The sequence below is a fragment of the Maritalea myrionectae DSM 19524 genome, assembly GCF_000423365.1.
Lineage (GTDB): Bacteria > Pseudomonadota > Alphaproteobacteria > Rhizobiales > Devosiaceae > Maritalea > Maritalea myrionectae.
In genome coordinates, this window is sequence record NZ_AUHV01000004.1 from 439,757 (window position 1) to 455,015 (window position 15,259).

14 protein-coding genes are annotated in these 15,259 nt (G+C 51.2%); 3 read left to right on the forward strand and 11 right to left on the reverse strand.

Annotation, left to right across the window (positions count from 1 at the left end):
• Nucleotides 1-3: 3 nt before the first annotated feature.
• Nucleotides 4-1,491 (forward strand): ArnT family glycosyltransferase, encoded by a 1,488-nt coding sequence (locus tag G549_RS0113355; RefSeq protein ID WP_027835441.1) that lies wholly within the window; start codon nt 4-6, stop codon nt 1,489-1,491.
• On the opposite strand, the gene G549_RS0113360 is transcribed toward G549_RS0113355, so the two are convergent.
• The 6 genes from G549_RS0113360 to G549_RS0113385 form a co-directional block, all read right to left on the reverse strand.
• On the reverse strand, nt 1,488-2,726 hold the full coding sequence (locus G549_RS0113360; RefSeq protein ID WP_027835442.1) for an SAM-dependent methyltransferase: 1,239 nt from the start codon (nt 2,724-2,726) through the stop codon (nt 1,488-1,490). The two genes, G549_RS0113355 and G549_RS0113360, sit on opposite strands and share 4 nt — an antisense overlap.
• A gap of 174 nt (nt 2,727-2,900) precedes the next feature.
• Nucleotides 2,901-4,694 carry a single-stranded-DNA-specific exonuclease RecJ gene (recJ, locus tag G549_RS0113365; RefSeq protein ID WP_027835443.1) on the reverse strand — a complete coding sequence of 598 codons (1,794 nt, stop codon included), beginning with the start codon at nt 4,692-4,694 and terminating at the stop codon, nt 2,901-2,903.
• Nucleotides 4,695-4,792: 98 nt separating this feature from the next.
• On the reverse strand, nt 4,793-5,782 hold the full coding sequence (gene glpX, locus G549_RS0113370) for a class II fructose-bisphosphatase (protein WP_084634178.1): 990 nt from the start codon (nt 5,780-5,782) through the stop codon (nt 4,793-4,795).
• A gap of 33 nt (nt 5,783-5,815) precedes the next feature.
• Nucleotides 5,816-7,138, reverse strand: coding sequence for a homoserine dehydrogenase (locus G549_RS0113375; RefSeq protein ID WP_027835445.1), 1,323 nt, complete (start codon nt 7,136-7,138; stop codon nt 5,816-5,818).
• 340 nt (nt 7,139-7,478) lie between these two features.
• Entirely contained in the window at nt 7,479-8,015 is a 537-nt protein-coding gene (locus G549_RS20340; RefSeq protein WP_036222627.1) for a hypothetical protein, read from the reverse strand.
• A gap of 138 nt (nt 8,016-8,153) precedes the next feature.
• Nucleotides 8,154-9,368, reverse strand: coding sequence for an LL-diaminopimelate aminotransferase (locus tag G549_RS0113385; RefSeq protein WP_027835446.1), 1,215 nt, complete (start codon nt 9,366-9,368; stop codon nt 8,154-8,156).
• Between the two features lie 291 nt (nt 9,369-9,659).
• Here G549_RS0113385 and G549_RS21500 point away from each other — a divergent pair, with 291 nt between their 5' ends.
• Nucleotides 9,660-10,178 carry a MarR family winged helix-turn-helix transcriptional regulator gene (locus G549_RS21500; RefSeq protein ID WP_051213822.1) on the forward strand — a complete coding sequence of 173 codons (519 nt, stop codon included), beginning with the start codon at nt 9,660-9,662 and terminating at the stop codon, nt 10,176-10,178.
• Nucleotides 10,179-10,198: 20 nt separating this feature from the next.
• On the opposite strand, the gene G549_RS20350 is transcribed toward G549_RS21500, so the two are convergent.
• Together G549_RS20350 and argC are read right to left on the reverse strand one after the other, a co-directional pair.
• Entirely contained in the window at nt 10,199-10,609 is a 411-nt protein-coding gene (locus G549_RS20350; RefSeq protein WP_051213824.1) for a GNAT family N-acetyltransferase, read from the reverse strand.
• A gap of 23 nt (nt 10,610-10,632) precedes the next feature.
• Nucleotides 10,633-11,685 (reverse strand): N-acetyl-gamma-glutamyl-phosphate reductase, encoded by a 1,053-nt coding sequence (gene argC / locus G549_RS0113400; protein WP_027835447.1) that lies wholly within the window; start codon nt 11,683-11,685, stop codon nt 10,633-10,635.
• A 130-nt stretch (nt 11,686-11,815) separates the two neighbouring features.
• Here argC and G549_RS20355 point away from each other — a divergent pair, with 130 nt between their 5' ends.
• Entirely contained in the window at nt 11,816-13,114 is a 1,299-nt protein-coding gene (locus tag G549_RS20355; protein WP_051213825.1) for a glycosyltransferase, read from the forward strand.
• Here the strand turns inward: G549_RS20355 and G549_RS0113410 are convergent.
• From G549_RS0113410 to G549_RS0113420, 3 genes are all read right to left on the reverse strand, one after another.
• Nucleotides 13,111-13,749, reverse strand: coding sequence for an SdpI family protein (locus tag G549_RS0113410; protein WP_036222630.1), 639 nt, complete (start codon nt 13,747-13,749; stop codon nt 13,111-13,113). The genes G549_RS20355 and G549_RS0113410 overlap by 4 nt on opposite strands.
• A complete protein-coding gene (locus tag G549_RS0113415) occupies nt 13,736-14,008 on the reverse strand; it encodes a metalloregulator ArsR/SmtB family transcription factor (protein ID WP_027835449.1) in 273 nt (90 codons plus the stop codon). Before G549_RS0113415 ends, G549_RS0113410 begins: the two co-directional genes overlap by 14 nt.
• A 113-nt stretch (nt 14,009-14,121) precedes the next feature.
• Entirely contained in the window at nt 14,122-15,213 is a 1,092-nt protein-coding gene (locus tag G549_RS0113420) for a Wzz/FepE/Etk N-terminal domain-containing protein (protein WP_169449653.1), read from the reverse strand.
• Nucleotides 15,214-15,259: the final 46 nt, after the last annotated feature.

Here is a 15,259-nt window from a genome sequence, read left to right on the forward strand (position 1 = left end):
TTTATGAAATTCGTCCCTGATAAAGCCGATTATTTGCCGTCTGTGCGCGCCCTGTTGATTATTGCCGGGCTTTTGGTGATCTTAAAGCTCCTTATTACCTACGGCATGTTTCCATTGGGCGACGAAGCCTATTACTGGCGTTGGGCACAAACGCCGGAATTGTCATATTTTGACCATCCGCCCCTAGGGGCATGGCTCATCGCCCTTGGCCAATTGATCGGGCTCGATCATTTGCTGGGTTTGCGAGCGGTGACACTTTTGACCACCCTTGGCACCCTGTTCTTCATTTGGAAAATTATCGGCCACTACCGCAGCAACGACGCCACGATTTCGCACACACATTTGTTTTTGTTTGTCGCGACCATGCTTTACGCCTCGCCGACCATTCTGGTGTGGTCGAGCCTGATCTACCACGATCATTTGTTAATTTTTCTCGCTAGCGGCGCGTTCTTTTATCTCGGGCGCTATTTGGATCGTACGGCACGCGGACAATCGGACCTCGCAGGTCTATATGCGGGCGCCCTTTATCTTGGATTGATGGGGCTTACCAAATATAGCGCGGTCTTTATGGGGCTAGCGCTTGTTCTGGTCATTTTGTTCAGCAGCAAATTGCGCCACCAGCTCAAGTCCCCCCATCTATATTTGGCAGGCTTGCTCACCTTCGCCTGTATGCTGCCGCTGTTTTGGTGGAACTGGACCCATGATTGGGCATCATTTGGCTTTCATCTGGATCAGCGACATGGCGCGGGATGGCTCGAACGGTTTAACCCAATTGCCTTGATCAATTTTGTGGCCGCGACATTGGTCTTGTTCGGCCCCTTCCTCATCGCGGCGATCATCAACCAATTTCGACCTAAATATGCCAACGCAGCACCTCGCTATTTGTTGCGCCTCGCCACTTATACATTTGTGCTGTCGACCATAGCCTTCGCCACTGTTTCAGCCTTTGCCTATACGCTTTGGTATTGGAGTGACCTAGCCTATTTGGGGCTGTTGTTGTTGATCCCATATCTGATGCGGTCTAAGTATATGATTTGGGGACACTATATCTTTGGGATCGTTTTGGTCGCCCTCACCACGTTTCATTACGCGTTCGCGCCAATCACCGTGTGGTTGCCGGGGTACGATAAAGAAGCATCCAGTGTTTATGGGTGGTCGCAAGTCGCTGATTGGGTCAATCAGACGGCAGAAGAAGTTGGTGTAGACAATCTTGCCGCCTATCGGTTTCAAACTGCCAGCCAGCTAAGTCTGGTCTTGAATCGCACGGATGTATTTGCCATCGATTATCGCCCTACCCAATTTGATTATTGGGAACTTCCGCAACTCAGTTCAGGAAAAGACGTTTTGGTGTTGAAAGACGACATCAGCCCCGCCTCGCAAATCGAACAACGTTTTGAGACCCTGGAACTAATCGATGAACTACCTATCATGCGCTTTGGGCAGGAAATCTACCGCTATGAGCTTTATCTGGGGCGGAACTTTACGCCCTAGTCGATACGTCGATATTGATAAACGCCCACATCAATCATTTTGTCGGCGAACCCCGCCTCACAATAAGTGAGGTAATAGACCCATTTGCGCTTGAAGGTTTCATCAAACCCAAGCTTTTCGATCTTGTCCCAGTTCGCCAAAAACGCACCGCGCCACATGGCCAGCGTTTTGGCGTAGGACTGGCCAAACATCTCTTGCTTTTCCAGTTTTAGACCAACATTTTCGCCCTGATCGCGCATCACCTCGTTGGTGAGCAACATGCCGCCGGGGAAAATGTAGCGCTGGATGAAATCGACATTGTTGCGATATTCTTCAAAATCATTCTCGTCGATGACAATCGCTTGGATCGCAGCGGTGCCGCCGGGTTTAAGCCGATCATGAACTGTTTTGAAATAGGTTGGCCAATGATCTTCACCAACGGCTTCGATCATCTCGATTGAACAAATGTGATCGAACTGGCCCTGGGTATCACGATAATCTTCAATTACTAGTTTAGAAAACTCGTCCAAACCTTTGTCGGACAATCTTTTTAGGCCGTATTTAAGCTGCTCCTTCGACAAAGTGATGCCGCGCAAATTTGCTTTATAATCTTTTGCAATTGTCTCGGCAAATGCACCCCAGCCACAGCCGATTTCCAACACGTCACTGCCCGGTTGCACCCCAGCCATATCTGCGACCAAATGATTTTTTGCCCACTGAGCATCCGTCAGGCTTTGGTCTTCACTGGTAAAATAGGCGGAAGAATAGACCATCGATTCGTCGAGCCAGAGGTCGTAAAAGTCATTCCCCAGATCGTAGTGCTCAGCGATATTCTTCTTAGAGCCTTCGCGCGTGTTCCGCCGCGAAATGTGATAGGCCATATCCTGAGCCGCGCGATGGAAAAAACCCGGCTTTACCGCAGATAGGTGATCGCGGTTTTTGAGGAAGAATTTAAACACCGCCAACAGATCATCGCATTCAATGTCTTTATTCATGTAGGCAGCGGCAAAGCCCACGGTGCCGCGGCGGGCCGCTTCAATCAGCAGGTTAAAATTGTTGAGTTTGAGTGTGGCCTTGGGGCCAGCGTTTTCAGGGTTGCCGACATAGCCAACGCGACCAGACGGCAAAATCACTTTGATGCTGCCATGGGGCACATCTTTGATAATCCTGCGCGCGGCACGGTGCAAAACAAAAGATAGAAATTTTGATGCCAAGGTCGGCGATGACCGTTCCCGGTCAAATGCTAAATCACTCATACGCTACATTCCTGAACCTTGTTCCAATATAGTGGAATTAACCATTAAAGTCCGGTTCTAGGCCTCCCTAATTATGCCCAAAATTCTATCGGTGATGGGAAAAATATCAAGCCCTTTGCAAAACACATTGTTTTTAAAGGCCAATTTCCCAGACATGACAACTATAGGTAGGGACTAGGATGATTTTGCGGCATCCAATATTCTTAATTGTGGTTCTTCACGCCCCTGCCAATGGTTAATGTTTAACGCGCCAACCACATGAATTGGATCACCATTTTTTGCATTTAACAGCATTTGTCCAAGGGGACTGTCAGCAGCGCGAAACGCGATGCCTCCAAGCCGCGCACGATCAGGTGACGTGAGCGACAAGCGGATATGTCCGCCAACGCCCACAATATCTGCGAACGCCACGCGGTGTGCCGGAAAAGCAAACAACGGACCGGGGTTGCCTGCGCCGAACGGCCCAGCGCGTTCAATTTGATGGATAAAATCTGACGTTGCGCCACGTGCTGTCATTGCCGCGTCGATTTTAATCGTGTTTTGTTTGCGGGCTTCGGTCACATCTTGCTGCAATTGATCTGCTAAATAGGCGCGAAAATGGCCTATTTGGCCGGGGCCGATCGAAATACCGGCAGCCATTGCGTGGCCGCCTCCTTTGGTGAGGAGCTTTTCATCTACGGCAGCGATCACAGCTGCGCCCAGATCAACGCCGGGGATAGACCGCCCGGAGCCCGTGCCGGAGCCGTCAGCCTTTTGCGCAATGGCGAATGCTGGTCGGTTGAAACGCTCTTTCAAGCGCGCCGCAACAAGGCCCACGACACCTTGGTGCCAATCTGGTGAGGCCACAACAATAACTGGCGGCCCCTCCCCATCGCCAATTTCTGCATCAGCCACTGCAACAGCTTCTTCCACAGCGCGTTTTTCAATTGCTTGCCGTTCGGCGTTTAAGCCTTCCAGCTGTTCAGCAATATGCATCGCTTCGTGCTCATCATCACAGGACAATAGCCGAGCGCCCAATGACGCATCGCCAATTCGCCCGCCTGCGTTGATGCGGGGCCCGAGCAAAAAGCCCAGATGGTAGGCATTGAGCGGGCCTGAAACCCTTGAGGCTAGTGCCAAGGCGGCCAATCCTGGATTTTTGCCAGACCGCATAACATCCAACCCACGTTGCACAAAGGCGCGGTTAAGGCCCTGCAGCGGCACCACGTCACAAATGGTGGCCAAGGCGACCAGATCGGTCATGTGCATCAGGTTCGGCAGATTTGCGATCTGCCCTTTGTCTTTCAAGACACGGTTGAGCGCCACAAGCACCATAAAGGTCACGCCAGCCGCGGCGAGATGCCCAAGGCCAGATATATCGTCAGGACGATTAGGATTGACCACAGCGTTGGCTGACGGCAATTCATGTGCCACTTGGTGGTGATCAATCACCAATACATCAATGCCGCGCTCACGCGCATGGGCGATGGGTTCAAATGAGGTCGCCCCACAATCCAGCGTGATGATCAGATTGGCCCCTTCATCGATCAAGTGATCCATTGCCGGGATGTTTGGGCCGTATCCTTCAAAGATACGGTCCGGGATATAGGTTGCGGGCGCCAAGCCAACACCCCGCAAATAGCGGGTCATCAATGCACAAGAGGACGCCCCATCCACATCATAATCGCCGAACAGCGCGACGTTCTCGCCCTTTTCAACAGCCTGTACCAGGCGGTCGACCAACTCATCCATTTGCGTGATGGTGCTTGGATCCGGCATGAGCCCACGCAATGTCGGCAACAAAAACTCATCTGTTGCCTCCAGCGGCACATCACGCCCGGCCAAAATGCGCGCTAATATTTCGCTAATGCCAAATTGTTGCGACATAGCTGTTGCTGTGCGCATTTGTGCTGTGTTCAGCCGGTCAATCCACGCGCGGCCACCCACAGACTTTTCGACATTTAAAAAGAAGTCTTTTTCCTCAAACATAACGCGAACTTACCTGTTGTCGCCCTATGATGTGAAGCAAATAATGGCACAAAAAAAGGCGCGCTGAATTTGCGCGCCTTCAATTCGATGTTTGGCGATTAAATATCGCGCAAATGCCGTGCATTGATTTGGCGCACGGTTTTTGACCAGGAGCGCATCACAATGGTGGATGTTTCCACATGTTTCGGGCGGATCTTCACGCCATCCAACATTGAACCGTCGGTCACGCCTGTCGCCGCAAACAGCACATCGCCAGAGGCCAATTCGTCCACAGCATATTTGCGATTATGGTCTGTAATGCCCAAACGTGTGGCCCGGGCGCGCTTTTCGTCGCTATCAAGCACCAAACGGCCTTGCATTTGTCCACCAACGCAACGCAACGCCGCCGCGGCCAAAACGCCTTCAGGTGCGCCACCAGTACCGATATAAAGGTCAATGCCGGTTTCATCGCGGTCAGTTGTGTGAATTACGCCAGCAATATCACCATCATTGATCAGCTTGATCGACGCGCCGATGTCGCGCAGTTCGTTAATGATATGGGCGTGACGTGGGCGATCCAAAACGCAAACAGTGATATCTGCAACACCAACGCCGCGCGCTTTTGCAATGGCTTCCACATTTTCTTTCGGCGTCCGGTCCAAATCGATAATGCCTGGCTCATAGCCCGGCCCAACCGCGATCTTTTCCATATAGACGTCTGGCGCGTGCAACAGTCCGCCGCGCTCGGCCATGGCCAATACTGCAAGTGAATCATGCTGGTTTTTGGCGCACAATGTGGTGCCTTCCAAAGGATCAACAGCAATATCAACTTTGGCGCCCTGCCCGATACCGACTTCTTCACCGATAAACAACATCGGCGCTTCGTCGCGTTCGCCTTCACCGATTACGACACGGCCATCCACGGAGATTTTGCCCAATTCTTCACGCATCGCTTCCACGGCCGCACGGTCTGCGGATTTTTCGTCGCCTTTGCCGCGCCAATGAGCAGCAGCGATGGCGGCATTTTCAGTGACGCGCACGATTTCAAGGGTCAAATTACGATCAACAATCGCCTCAGCGGTGATTGTGGATTTAGCTGTCATTGCCATTTTAAAGCCTCTGCCTGTTTCAACTTTGGCGTATCAGAACCGCTCGATTCGAATAACCTGCGGTTTTCCAACAATAAAGCCATCTGCTGCAATCCGATCAATGGTTTGCCGCACTGACTGCTCCAGGGTCTTTTGCGTGATCAACACGACGGTGCGTGTTGCTTCGCTTTTCGTTTCCGGGTCATTCACAACCAGATCTGGCCGTTGAATAACACTTTCAAGCGAAATCTCACTTTCCCCCATGCGGGACGCTATAGCAGCAAGTGCGCCAGGAATGTCCCTAGCATTTAGTCGAATAAAGTAGCCGCCTTCATGCTCACGCATCCGCGCTTTATCGTACGGCACCAACTCGTCCACCGGCAAGCCCAGTGGTGGCACGTGAGTGCCGCGCGCGCAGTCAAATATATCTGAAATGACCGACGCTGCTGTTGCATCCCCCCCTGCGCCGGGGCCAGCCAACAATAATTCTTCCACATGGTCTGTTTCCAGCGATACAGCGTTCAATACCCCATCAATGCCAGCAATGGTACTGGTTTTGGGCACCAAGGTCGGGTGCACGCGCTGTTCAATTCCATCAGAAGTGAGCTGGGCGACGCCGAGCAGCTTAATGTCAAAGCCCAAATCGCTGGCCACTTTAATGTCCGCTTGATCGATTCGGGTGATGCCCTCGATATACATTTGGTCGGCGGCGATCTCACAGCCGAAGCAAAGGCAAGTCAGAATTGCCAGCTTATGCGCAGTGTCATTGCCTTCAATGTCGAAGGTGGGATCAGATTCGGCATACCCAAGCTCTTGCGCATCTTTCAAACAGTCCTGAAAACTGATGCCCTCATTTGTCATACGGGTGAGGATATAATTACAAGTGCCGTTCATGATGCCGTAAACACGCTGCACATGGGCCAACCCCAAACCTTCACGAAGGGTTTTGATGATCGGGATGCCGCCAGCCACCGCAGCCTCAAAGCCAAACTGTGTGTTGGTTTTTTCGGCCAGGCGGGCGATATCCACCCCATGTTTAGCGATCAACGCCTTGTTGGCGGTGACCACAGGCTTGCCAAGCTCGAGCGCAGCACGAATAGAGGCCAAGGCCGGCCCATCTTCGCCACCCATCAACTCAACGAACAAATCAATTTCTTCGGATTTGGCCAGGGCGACAGGATCGTCAAACCAAGTCATGTCGGAAAGATCAACGCCGCGATCTTTCGACCGTGAGCGTGCGGAAATACCCGTGACGACGATCTGACGCCCAAAGCGTTGCATCATCCGCTCTTGCTCATTCAAAAACATTGAAATGAGTGAAGCGCCTACAGTCCCTACACCAGCGATACCTAAGCGGAGTGGAGCGTCGTCTTTCATGTCTTGCCTTTCCGTTTCGCGCATTTGCGCCAAAATCCTATTTCTTGTGTCCAAGCGCGGCTCACGTCCCTTGCGCAGGTTGAAAACGAACAATGGGTCTGCCGCAAACTCGCGGCCAAAGCGACTGGGAGAGCATCCAGTTTGTTCAAGAAACTTTTCAACTTGCGCCAAAAACTCAGCGTGCTCAGACATAACCTACAAATCCTACAATGATTTTCTGAAACAGTCTCTAGTAGGATAAATCCTACAGGTCAAGATGTGAGCTTGTAGGACTTATACTTGAAGCACAAAAAAGCCGCGCAAAATGCGCGGCTTAGCTAGATTGAACTGAAGGTGTAGGTTATTGGCCTTCGCCAGCATCATCTTGGGCAGCGGCCTGCAACGCTTCACATGCCTCAACTTTGGCGCGGGTTTTTGCGTCCATGTTTTGTGGGTCATATGTAAATGCGGCACAGGTTTCTAGTGTGAGCACTTCACCATCGGGACCAAAAACCTGTTGGGCACCATCTGTTTGCCCATCGGTGAGCTCATCAAGAGCCTTCTCGGCCTCTTCCGCCAGCTTTTGGGCGCCTGTCTGTGTCTCGTTCATCAAGTTTTGTGCATCTTCGCCCAGTTTTTCAGCGGCGTCTTTGCCCTTTTCAGCCAAGGCGTTGACATTTTCCTCGATGTCTTTGGTTACTTGGTCGGCCTGATCTTGCAAATCCTGCACCACATCACCCGACGATTCCGTTTCTTGCGTCGCCTCGTCCTGCGCCTGCTCTTCGGCCTGGCTCTCTGCTTCAGCCTCAACTTTTACTTGCGCTTCTGGAACTTCTTGCGGGTTATCACAGGCAGCAAGCACCCCCACAGCCATTAATGCGATAAGAATCTTTTTCATGAAAACCTCTTTAACAATTTAGCGAACGTCGCGCGTCATCGCGCCCTCTGCAACAGCAGATAGGGAGAAAATAGGTCCGATTTGGGGCAAGAACGGGCATCTCGAAGATTTTCGAGATGCCCTTAGGTGTTTGGATGCCTATTTGGTCAGCGGCACGATGTTATCGCCCAAACCGCCATGCCTTTGCATAAAGCGTTTGATATTGCGGGCAGCCTGGCGAGTCCGTTGTTCATTTTCCACCAATGCAATGCGCACGTAATTGTCGCCATATTCGCCAAAGCCAAGCCCAGGCGCCACAGCCACATCGGCTTCCGTGATCAAAAGCTTGGCAAACTCAAGCGAACCCAAATGGGCGAATTGATCAGGAATCGGTGTCCATGCGAACATGGTGGCTGGGGGTGAATTTACTTCCCATCCAGCCCGGCCAAAGCTTTCCACCAACACATCGCGACGATGTTTGTATATTTCGCGCACTTCAGCGATGCAGTCGTCTGGCCCATTTAGGGCCGCGGCGGCCGCCACTTGGATTGGCGTAAATGCGCCATAGTCGAGATAAGACTTCACGCGCTTGAGCGCTTTGATCAGCCGCTCATTGCCAACAGCAAACCCCATGCGCCAGCCGGGCATAGAGAAGGTTTTGGACATGGAGGTGAATTCCACAGCGATATCCATCGCGCCCTCTACTTCAAAAATGGAAGGTGGCGGCGTGTCGTCGAAATAGATTTCGGAATAGGCCAAATCGGACAAGATGAAGATTTCATGCTGGCGACAATAATCGACCACCTCTTTATAGAAATCCAAATCTGCCGTGTAGGCCGTTGGGTTGGCCGGATAATTCAGAATCAAAGCGATTGGCTTTGGAATCGAATGGCGTACGGAGCGATCAAGCGCCCGCATAAATTCCTCATTCGGCTCTGCTGGCATAGAGCGGACCACGCCGCCAGACATGATAAAGCCAAAGGAATGAATCGGATAGGTGGGGTTGGGCACCAACACCACGTCGCCCGGCGCTGTAATTGCTGACGCCATGTTGGCGAAGCCTTCTTTAGAGCCAAGCGTCGCCACAACCTGGGTGTCCGGGTCGAGCTTCACGCCAAACCGACGGCCATAATAGCTGGCTTGCGCCTTGCGAAGTCCCGGTATGCCTTGGGATGAAGAATAGCGGTGCGTCCGCGGGTCTTTCACCGTTTCCTGCAGCTTTTCAACAATGTGCTTTGGAGTTGGCAAATCGGGATTGCCCATGCCGAGATCGATAATATCCTTTCCCGCCGCTCGCGCCGCCGCCTTGATCGGATTGATATGCTCAAACACGTAAGGGGGTAGTCTGCGAATACGGTGAAATTCTTCGGTCATGGTTCCTCTTTCGACCTCGATGTTGAATGCACGCCACGTTTTGCGGCGCACTCCATGCTTAAGATGATAACAAATTATGGTTTTTAAATGGATAAGAAGATTTGCAAAGCCAGATTCGCGCATTTATGACATGCGCTTGTGCAGAAAACCAGTTGCAAACAAATTGGTTGATAAGTGGCCGTTCGCCCAACATGCATGACAATTCGAAATTGACGCCCACCCCATTTTTGCAATTAGTACATGACGTTGCAAATAGTACGCCAAGCGTACAAACAGAAATATGAGTTGTCTATGCGTGCTGAATCTCTTGAAAATATCCACCGCCTTGCCCATCGCTATTGGATGAAACACACCGCCGAGCTGGGGATGAGTTATAGCGAGTTTGAATATCTCAGCGCCGTTTTTGAGCAAGCTGAGCTTTCAAAGGACAAAGACTTTCACGGCCAGCATCTGCACGACATTGTCAGCGCTATGGGTGTCAATAAAGCGTCAGCCAGTGCCATGATGGATAAGCTGGAAAAGCGCAAATTGGTGAAGCGAAAGCCCTGCAAGAAAGATGCCCGCGCCCAGCACATCGTTCTGACGGCAAAGGGTGAGGAATTGCGGCTTGCCGGCAAAGCCGCTTATGTCGCCTTGGAAACGGCGGTTGGTGAGGTCGGGCTAACAGCAGAGCCAACCGTTGCCGAAGCGACGCCTGCCCCTACTCCTAAAAAGCCGACAAAGAAGAACGACGCTAAGAAGGACAAAGCGACTCCCGACGCCGCCAAACAAGCTGAATTCGATGCCTCACAACTCACATTGTTTGGCTAGCGAACAAACCGACTCGATCGCTACAAATCTTTCTTCATCCAATATTTTGTTGTGCCATTGGGGAACGTGATTTCCCCAAACACAGCAAAGCCGAACTTTTCATAAAAAGGCCGCGCTTGAAAATCGAATGTATTCAGATGAGCCATCTTTGCCCCGCGGCACCTAGATTCCGAAAGGGTCGCGTCTAGCAATGCTCGGCCAAGCCCACTGCCCTGATGTGAATCCTTGACCCATAAGGTGTCGATTTCAACCGCACCCATTCTCGCGCGCGCCCAAATACCTGCGATTATCGTGTTGTCGGTGTCACGCTGAATAAAGCCAAAATTGTCTGTCGGCATTTCAGGGTTTTGCCGCGCATTGAATTGGCGTAGGCCGTCAAAAAGCGTTTCAAGGATCAACTCATCGTCGGTAAAAGCTTCAAAATCCTGCATTTCCTCCGCCTCATGCGCAACGCTTAAGGGAACAACGCCACTTGTTGGAGGCCCGTTGTTTCTTCAAGGCCGAAGGCGATATTGAAGTTTTGGATCGCCTGCCCGGCGCTGCCCTTCACCAAATTGTCCAATGTGGCGATGACAATGACACGGCCCGGAATACGGTCCTCAAACACATTGATTTTACAAAGGTTCGAGCCACGCACCATGTTTGTAGAAGGGAACACGCCCTCCTCCAATATTTGGACAAATGGTTCATTGTCGTAGCTGGCTTTCAGGCGCTCGCGGACATCAGTTGCCGTATGGCCTTCGGCCAGTTTCAAATGGCATGTCACCAATTCGCCCCGGCTCATAGGAATGAGATGCGGCGTGAAGCCAACTACGACGTCCTGCCCGGCGGCCAAACTGATCTCTTGATCCAACTCAGCGCTATGCCGATGCGAAGCTACAGCGTAAGGCGACAAGCTCTCGCCTGCCTCCGCGAAAAGCGTATTTTGTTTGAGGCCACGCCCCGCGCCGCTCACACCGGATTTGGCATCAATAACAATGTCTGCGGAATCCACCACGTTGGCCTTTGCCAATGGAATCAGTGCCAGCAATGCTGCTGTGGGATAACAACCAGGACAAGCAATGATGCGTGCTTCTTTGATTTCGTCGCGATAATGCTCGGAAAGGCCATAGGCTGCCTTTTGTTGCAAATGCGGCGCAATATGCTTGTTGCCATACCATTTTTGATAAGAATCGGGATCACGCAACCGATAGTCAGCCGACATGTCGATAATGCGCGGCCGATCATGGTTTTCCACAATCTCAGCAATAATTGCTTGTGATGTCGCGTGCGGTAGTCCGCAAAACACAACATCGAATTCATCCCAATTCATGTCATCTGTCTGTTGTAATTGGGGCAAACCTAACCCATCTAGGTGGGGAAACACCGCACCCAAGGGTTTCCCAGCATGGGTGTTTGCGGTTAAAGCAGTGAATTCAAGTTGAGGATGCAGGACACCCAATCGCAATAAATCTGCCCCGGTGTAGCCGGATGCGCCTAGGAGTGCTGCTTTGAGCTTCGTGCTCATATCTCTTGCCCTTCTTGGTTGATTATGCGAAAGAAAATGTCCAGAAAGCCGTTCTACTTGCTTGAAAATGTAAAGTAAATGGGCTGAACTGCGTGAATGGTTCGGCATTTCGGCGGAAGTGAGGGTTCAAATGGCAAAACGTATTGCTGTTGCCACGATTGGCACGCAGGGTGACGTCCAGCCTTATGTGGCTCTGGCTATGGCGCTGCAAGATCGTGGATATGATGTTGTTCTTGGCGCACCGGATGATTTTAAAGATATGATTGAAAGTCGCGGGCTTGAGTTTTACTCGCTCGGCGACAAAATTCAGAACTTTCTGCAGCAATCCGACTTTGAAAACGCAATGAGCCAGAACATGCTGGTGAATATGCCTTCGCTGTTGGCCAAAGGGCAGAAAATTGTGGAAACGGCCGCCCGGCATTCGTGGGAAATGTGCCAGGGTGCGGATGCATTGGTGCTCAACATGAACACCAGTTTCGGCATAGATATCGCCGAGGCGCTTGATATTCCTTCTGTGATGGCAGCGTTGCAGCCACTCAACTCTACTGAAGAATTTCCGCTTTGCGCTTATTACGGCCCGGATCTGGGCAAAACGTTCAACAAGCTCTCTTATTCAATCATGAATGTGCAGCAGCTTTATTACGACATGCCGCGCAACCGACTGCGCAAGGAACTTTTGGGCCTGAAGCCCCGCAAAAAAGGTGGCTTTTTTAAAGACACGCAAGGCAACGACCTTGAGACACTCTATGCCTATTCAGACCATGTGTCGCCGCGCCCGTCCGATTGGCCGGAGAGCGCGAAGGTCACCGGATATTGGCAGTTGAATGATAATACCGGCTGGGAGCCGAGCGAGCGCTTTAAAGCGTTTTTGGCAGCAGGTGAAAAGCCGATTTATGTTGGTTTTGGCTCCATGCCTTTTGGCGCTTCGCGCAACACAGAGATTTTGAAAGAAGCTGTGGCGAAATGGGGTGGCCGCGTGGTGGTGGCACGTGGCTGGGGTGGCATTAATCCTGACGATTTGCCGGACACCATCTATGCCATTCGCAAAGCCCCACACGATAAGCTTTTTCAACATGTGCGCGGCGTCGTGCATCACGGCGGTGCAGGCACCACATCAGCAGGCCTGCATCAGGGGTTACCCACCTTTGTGGTGCCGCAAACAGTGGACCAGCCCTATTGGGGACGCCGTGTATACGAACTGGGTTGCGGCCCTAAGCCAGTTCGCTTGCGCAAACTCACCGCAGACGATCTGGCAGATGCTTTGCGCCTTTTGGCCAACACCCCTGAATATGCCCAGAATGCACAGGAATTGGCTCAAAAACTTCATGCCGAAGATGGCTGCGAAACCGCCTGCGATTTGATTGAAGACATAATGGACCGTTATCAGCTGCACTCTGCCGCACAACCACAACGGTCCGCTCAGCTTTAGCTATTTAGCTTCTTGCTCAATTGGTAGCTATAAGCAGTGATGATGATCAATGCGGCAACCAAGCCAGAAATCAGGATTGCGAAATAAAATGGTGCGGCGACCTCTAGAAGCACGGCAAACAGCACACATCCGATCCCGACCAACATAAAAAACCATCCAGCAAACAAATTGGTTTGCGCCCACACGCGCTCATTTCTCAGCGTCCACGGGTATCGGATGCCAAATGCATTATTGGGCTGGCTTTTGGGCAAATAATTGCCAATCACAACCAACAATAAGCCAATAGCCATTGTGATGATCCGTGGCACATTGAGACCCACACCTAACCCCGTGAGCAGCATGATCATTTCAAGCAAGATAAACAAAGCCAGCATTGATGTGGTCAATGGTGCCAACCAGCTGCCTTTTTCTCGGCGGCTGATCGCCAGCGCCCCCGCAAAAAAGGCGAGAGACAGAACCGGCCCGATCAGCAATGCCCATTTTGCTGGCCAACGATTGTCAATCTCGCCCCATAGGTTCCAGTGTATGGGCACTGGCTGATTGGGATCGAGCATAATATAGCCCAAGCCTGCAATGGCACAGATCGCGATGATTTGTGCCGTGTGGACACGATTCAAAATTCTACTTTTCGTCATTTTTGTCTCCACCAAAGTCGATGAGTTCGGCCAATGCCCGTTCTAAAATGCTCATATTCAAACTATAGATGATTGTGTTTTTATCCCGCTTCGTGCTCACCAAGTCCGCCTTTTTGAGTTTTGCAAAATGGGTCGACATGGTGGGTTTGGTCAGGTCAAACATGCCTGCCAACTCCCCTGCCGATTGCGGCCCACGCTTCAAGCGTTGGATGATCTGGCGCCGCACCGGATGCGACAAAGCTTCGAAAACTAAATTCATCTTTCACCTTATTCGATGTTCCTCTAATTAGATATTTATCTAAATAGAGTCAAGAGACAAAATAAAAGCCGCACGCTGCGGCTCTTAATTGTGTCACCCATTTCGGCACTGCTCTATGCAGCTTTTCGATTTCTCAGTGCGTTGCGCATAATCAGCACCATCAATCCAATAAAGCCGCCAAGCATGATTGAAGCAACAAGTATAAGCGACCGCCGAATTGTCGGCGTGAATTGGATATCACGTGGATCGTAATTAACCGCAGCAAACTGATCGGTTGCCAACGGCGTTGCTGCGAATGCAGCGCGGGCGCGTGCAGCAGAACGGTCTTGCTGAATCTGCCTGATATTTTGATCAATCTCGGTAAGTTGCGGAACAAAATTTTCCTTATTTTCTCGGTTCTCGATCATTTCGATTTCTTTTTCGATGGCCACATATCCGGCAAAATAGTAAGGCACATCGGCTTCAATTTGCGTGACCGTGGCGTTACGCCCAAAGGTGTTTCCCTCTAAAAGAGCACTTTGTGCCAAACTTTGCGAACGGGCCAATGCCGCCTGCTCTTCCAAAAATGCCAAACGCTGCTCAGTCCGCCGCGTGTAATCTTCAAGGGCGTTTTCTCGCTCTTCTCGCAGATCTTCCAGTCGGAGCTGTTTGGACCGCAAATCAAATTGCAATTGTTGTTCAAAGAGTTGCGTTAAGTTACTTCTTAATTTGGCATTGCCCAGCTCAACGATTCTGGTTGTCAGTTGCTTTGCAGATTGTTGTGAAGCCGCACTAAATGTCATCGTCCAATGCGCCCTGTTTGCATCGTCTGGGACCGGCGCAATCAGTTCAACATTGTTGGCAAACGCAACCGCGCTTGCCTCGGGGGCTTGGGCATCAGGGTCGATAAGGACTTCGCGGGCAGCTTCAACAATTATGTCTCGTGACTGCAACTCGGTCACAAAATCATTGACGAGCCTTTCCCGAGAGGTGGAAATAAATTCTGTCTGATTCAGCGGTGCGTATTTATTGGCTTCATTGACGCTTATTGGGAAGATTTCCACTCGCGCCTGCTGCGCATGGTTGGGAACAACAATATAGACGAGACCAATGAGAAATGCTGCGAGCGTGCAGCCAATGAGAATCCATTTTCCGTCCCACAAGCCAACGAGCAAATCGCCTAGATCGATTTCATCATATTGTGGTCTCTGTTCGCCTTGATTCAATCCGAATCTCCCAGACATGATTTAACTCTCAGTCATTTAGTACAAA

What these genes read in the sequence shown, in the direction of transcription:
- G549_RS20340 (WP_036222627.1), bottom strand. Translation starts at nt 8,015, where the DNA reads ATGAAAAAGATTCTTATCGCATTAATGGCTGTGGGGGTGCTTGCTGCC.
- G549_RS20350 (WP_051213824.1), bottom strand. Translation starts at nt 10,609, where the DNA reads ATGCAGGATTTTGAAGCTTTTACCGACGATGAGTTGATCCTTGAAACG.
- glpX (WP_084634178.1), bottom strand. Translation starts at nt 5,782, where the DNA reads ATGGCAATGACAGCTAAATCCACAATCACCGCTGAGGCGATTGTTGAT.
- G549_RS0113415 (WP_027835449.1), bottom strand. Translation starts at nt 14,008, where the DNA reads ATGAATTTAGTTTTCGAAGCTTTGTCGCATCCGGTGCGGCGCCAGATC.
- G549_RS0113385 (WP_027835446.1), bottom strand. Translation starts at nt 9,368, where the DNA reads ATGACCGAAGAATTTCACCGTATTCGCAGACTACCCCCTTACGTGTTT.
- recJ (WP_027835443.1), bottom strand. Translation starts at nt 4,694, where the DNA reads ATGTTTGAGGAAAAAGACTTCTTTTTAAATGTCGAAAAGTCTGTGGGT.
- G549_RS0113410 (WP_036222630.1), bottom strand. Translation starts at nt 13,749, where the DNA reads ATGACGAAAAGTAGAATTTTGAATCGTGTCCACACGGCACAAATCATC.
- argC (WP_027835447.1), bottom strand. Translation starts at nt 11,685, where the DNA reads ATGAGCACGAAGCTCAAAGCAGCACTCCTAGGCGCATCCGGCTACACC.
- G549_RS20355 (WP_051213825.1), top strand. Translation starts at nt 11,816, where the DNA reads ATGGCAAAACGTATTGCTGTTGCCACGATTGGCACGCAGGGTGACGTC.
- G549_RS0113360 (WP_027835442.1), bottom strand. Translation starts at nt 2,726, where the DNA reads ATGAGTGATTTAGCATTTGACCGGGAACGGTCATCGCCGACCTTGGCA.
- G549_RS0113375 (WP_027835445.1), bottom strand. Translation starts at nt 7,138, where the DNA reads ATGAAAGACGACGCTCCACTCCGCTTAGGTATCGCTGGTGTAGGGACT.
- G549_RS0113355 (WP_027835441.1), top strand. Translation starts at nt 4, where the DNA reads ATGAAATTCGTCCCTGATAAAGCCGATTATTTGCCGTCTGTGCGCGCC.
- G549_RS21500 (WP_051213822.1), top strand. Translation starts at nt 9,660, where the DNA reads ATGCGTGCTGAATCTCTTGAAAATATCCACCGCCTTGCCCATCGCTAT.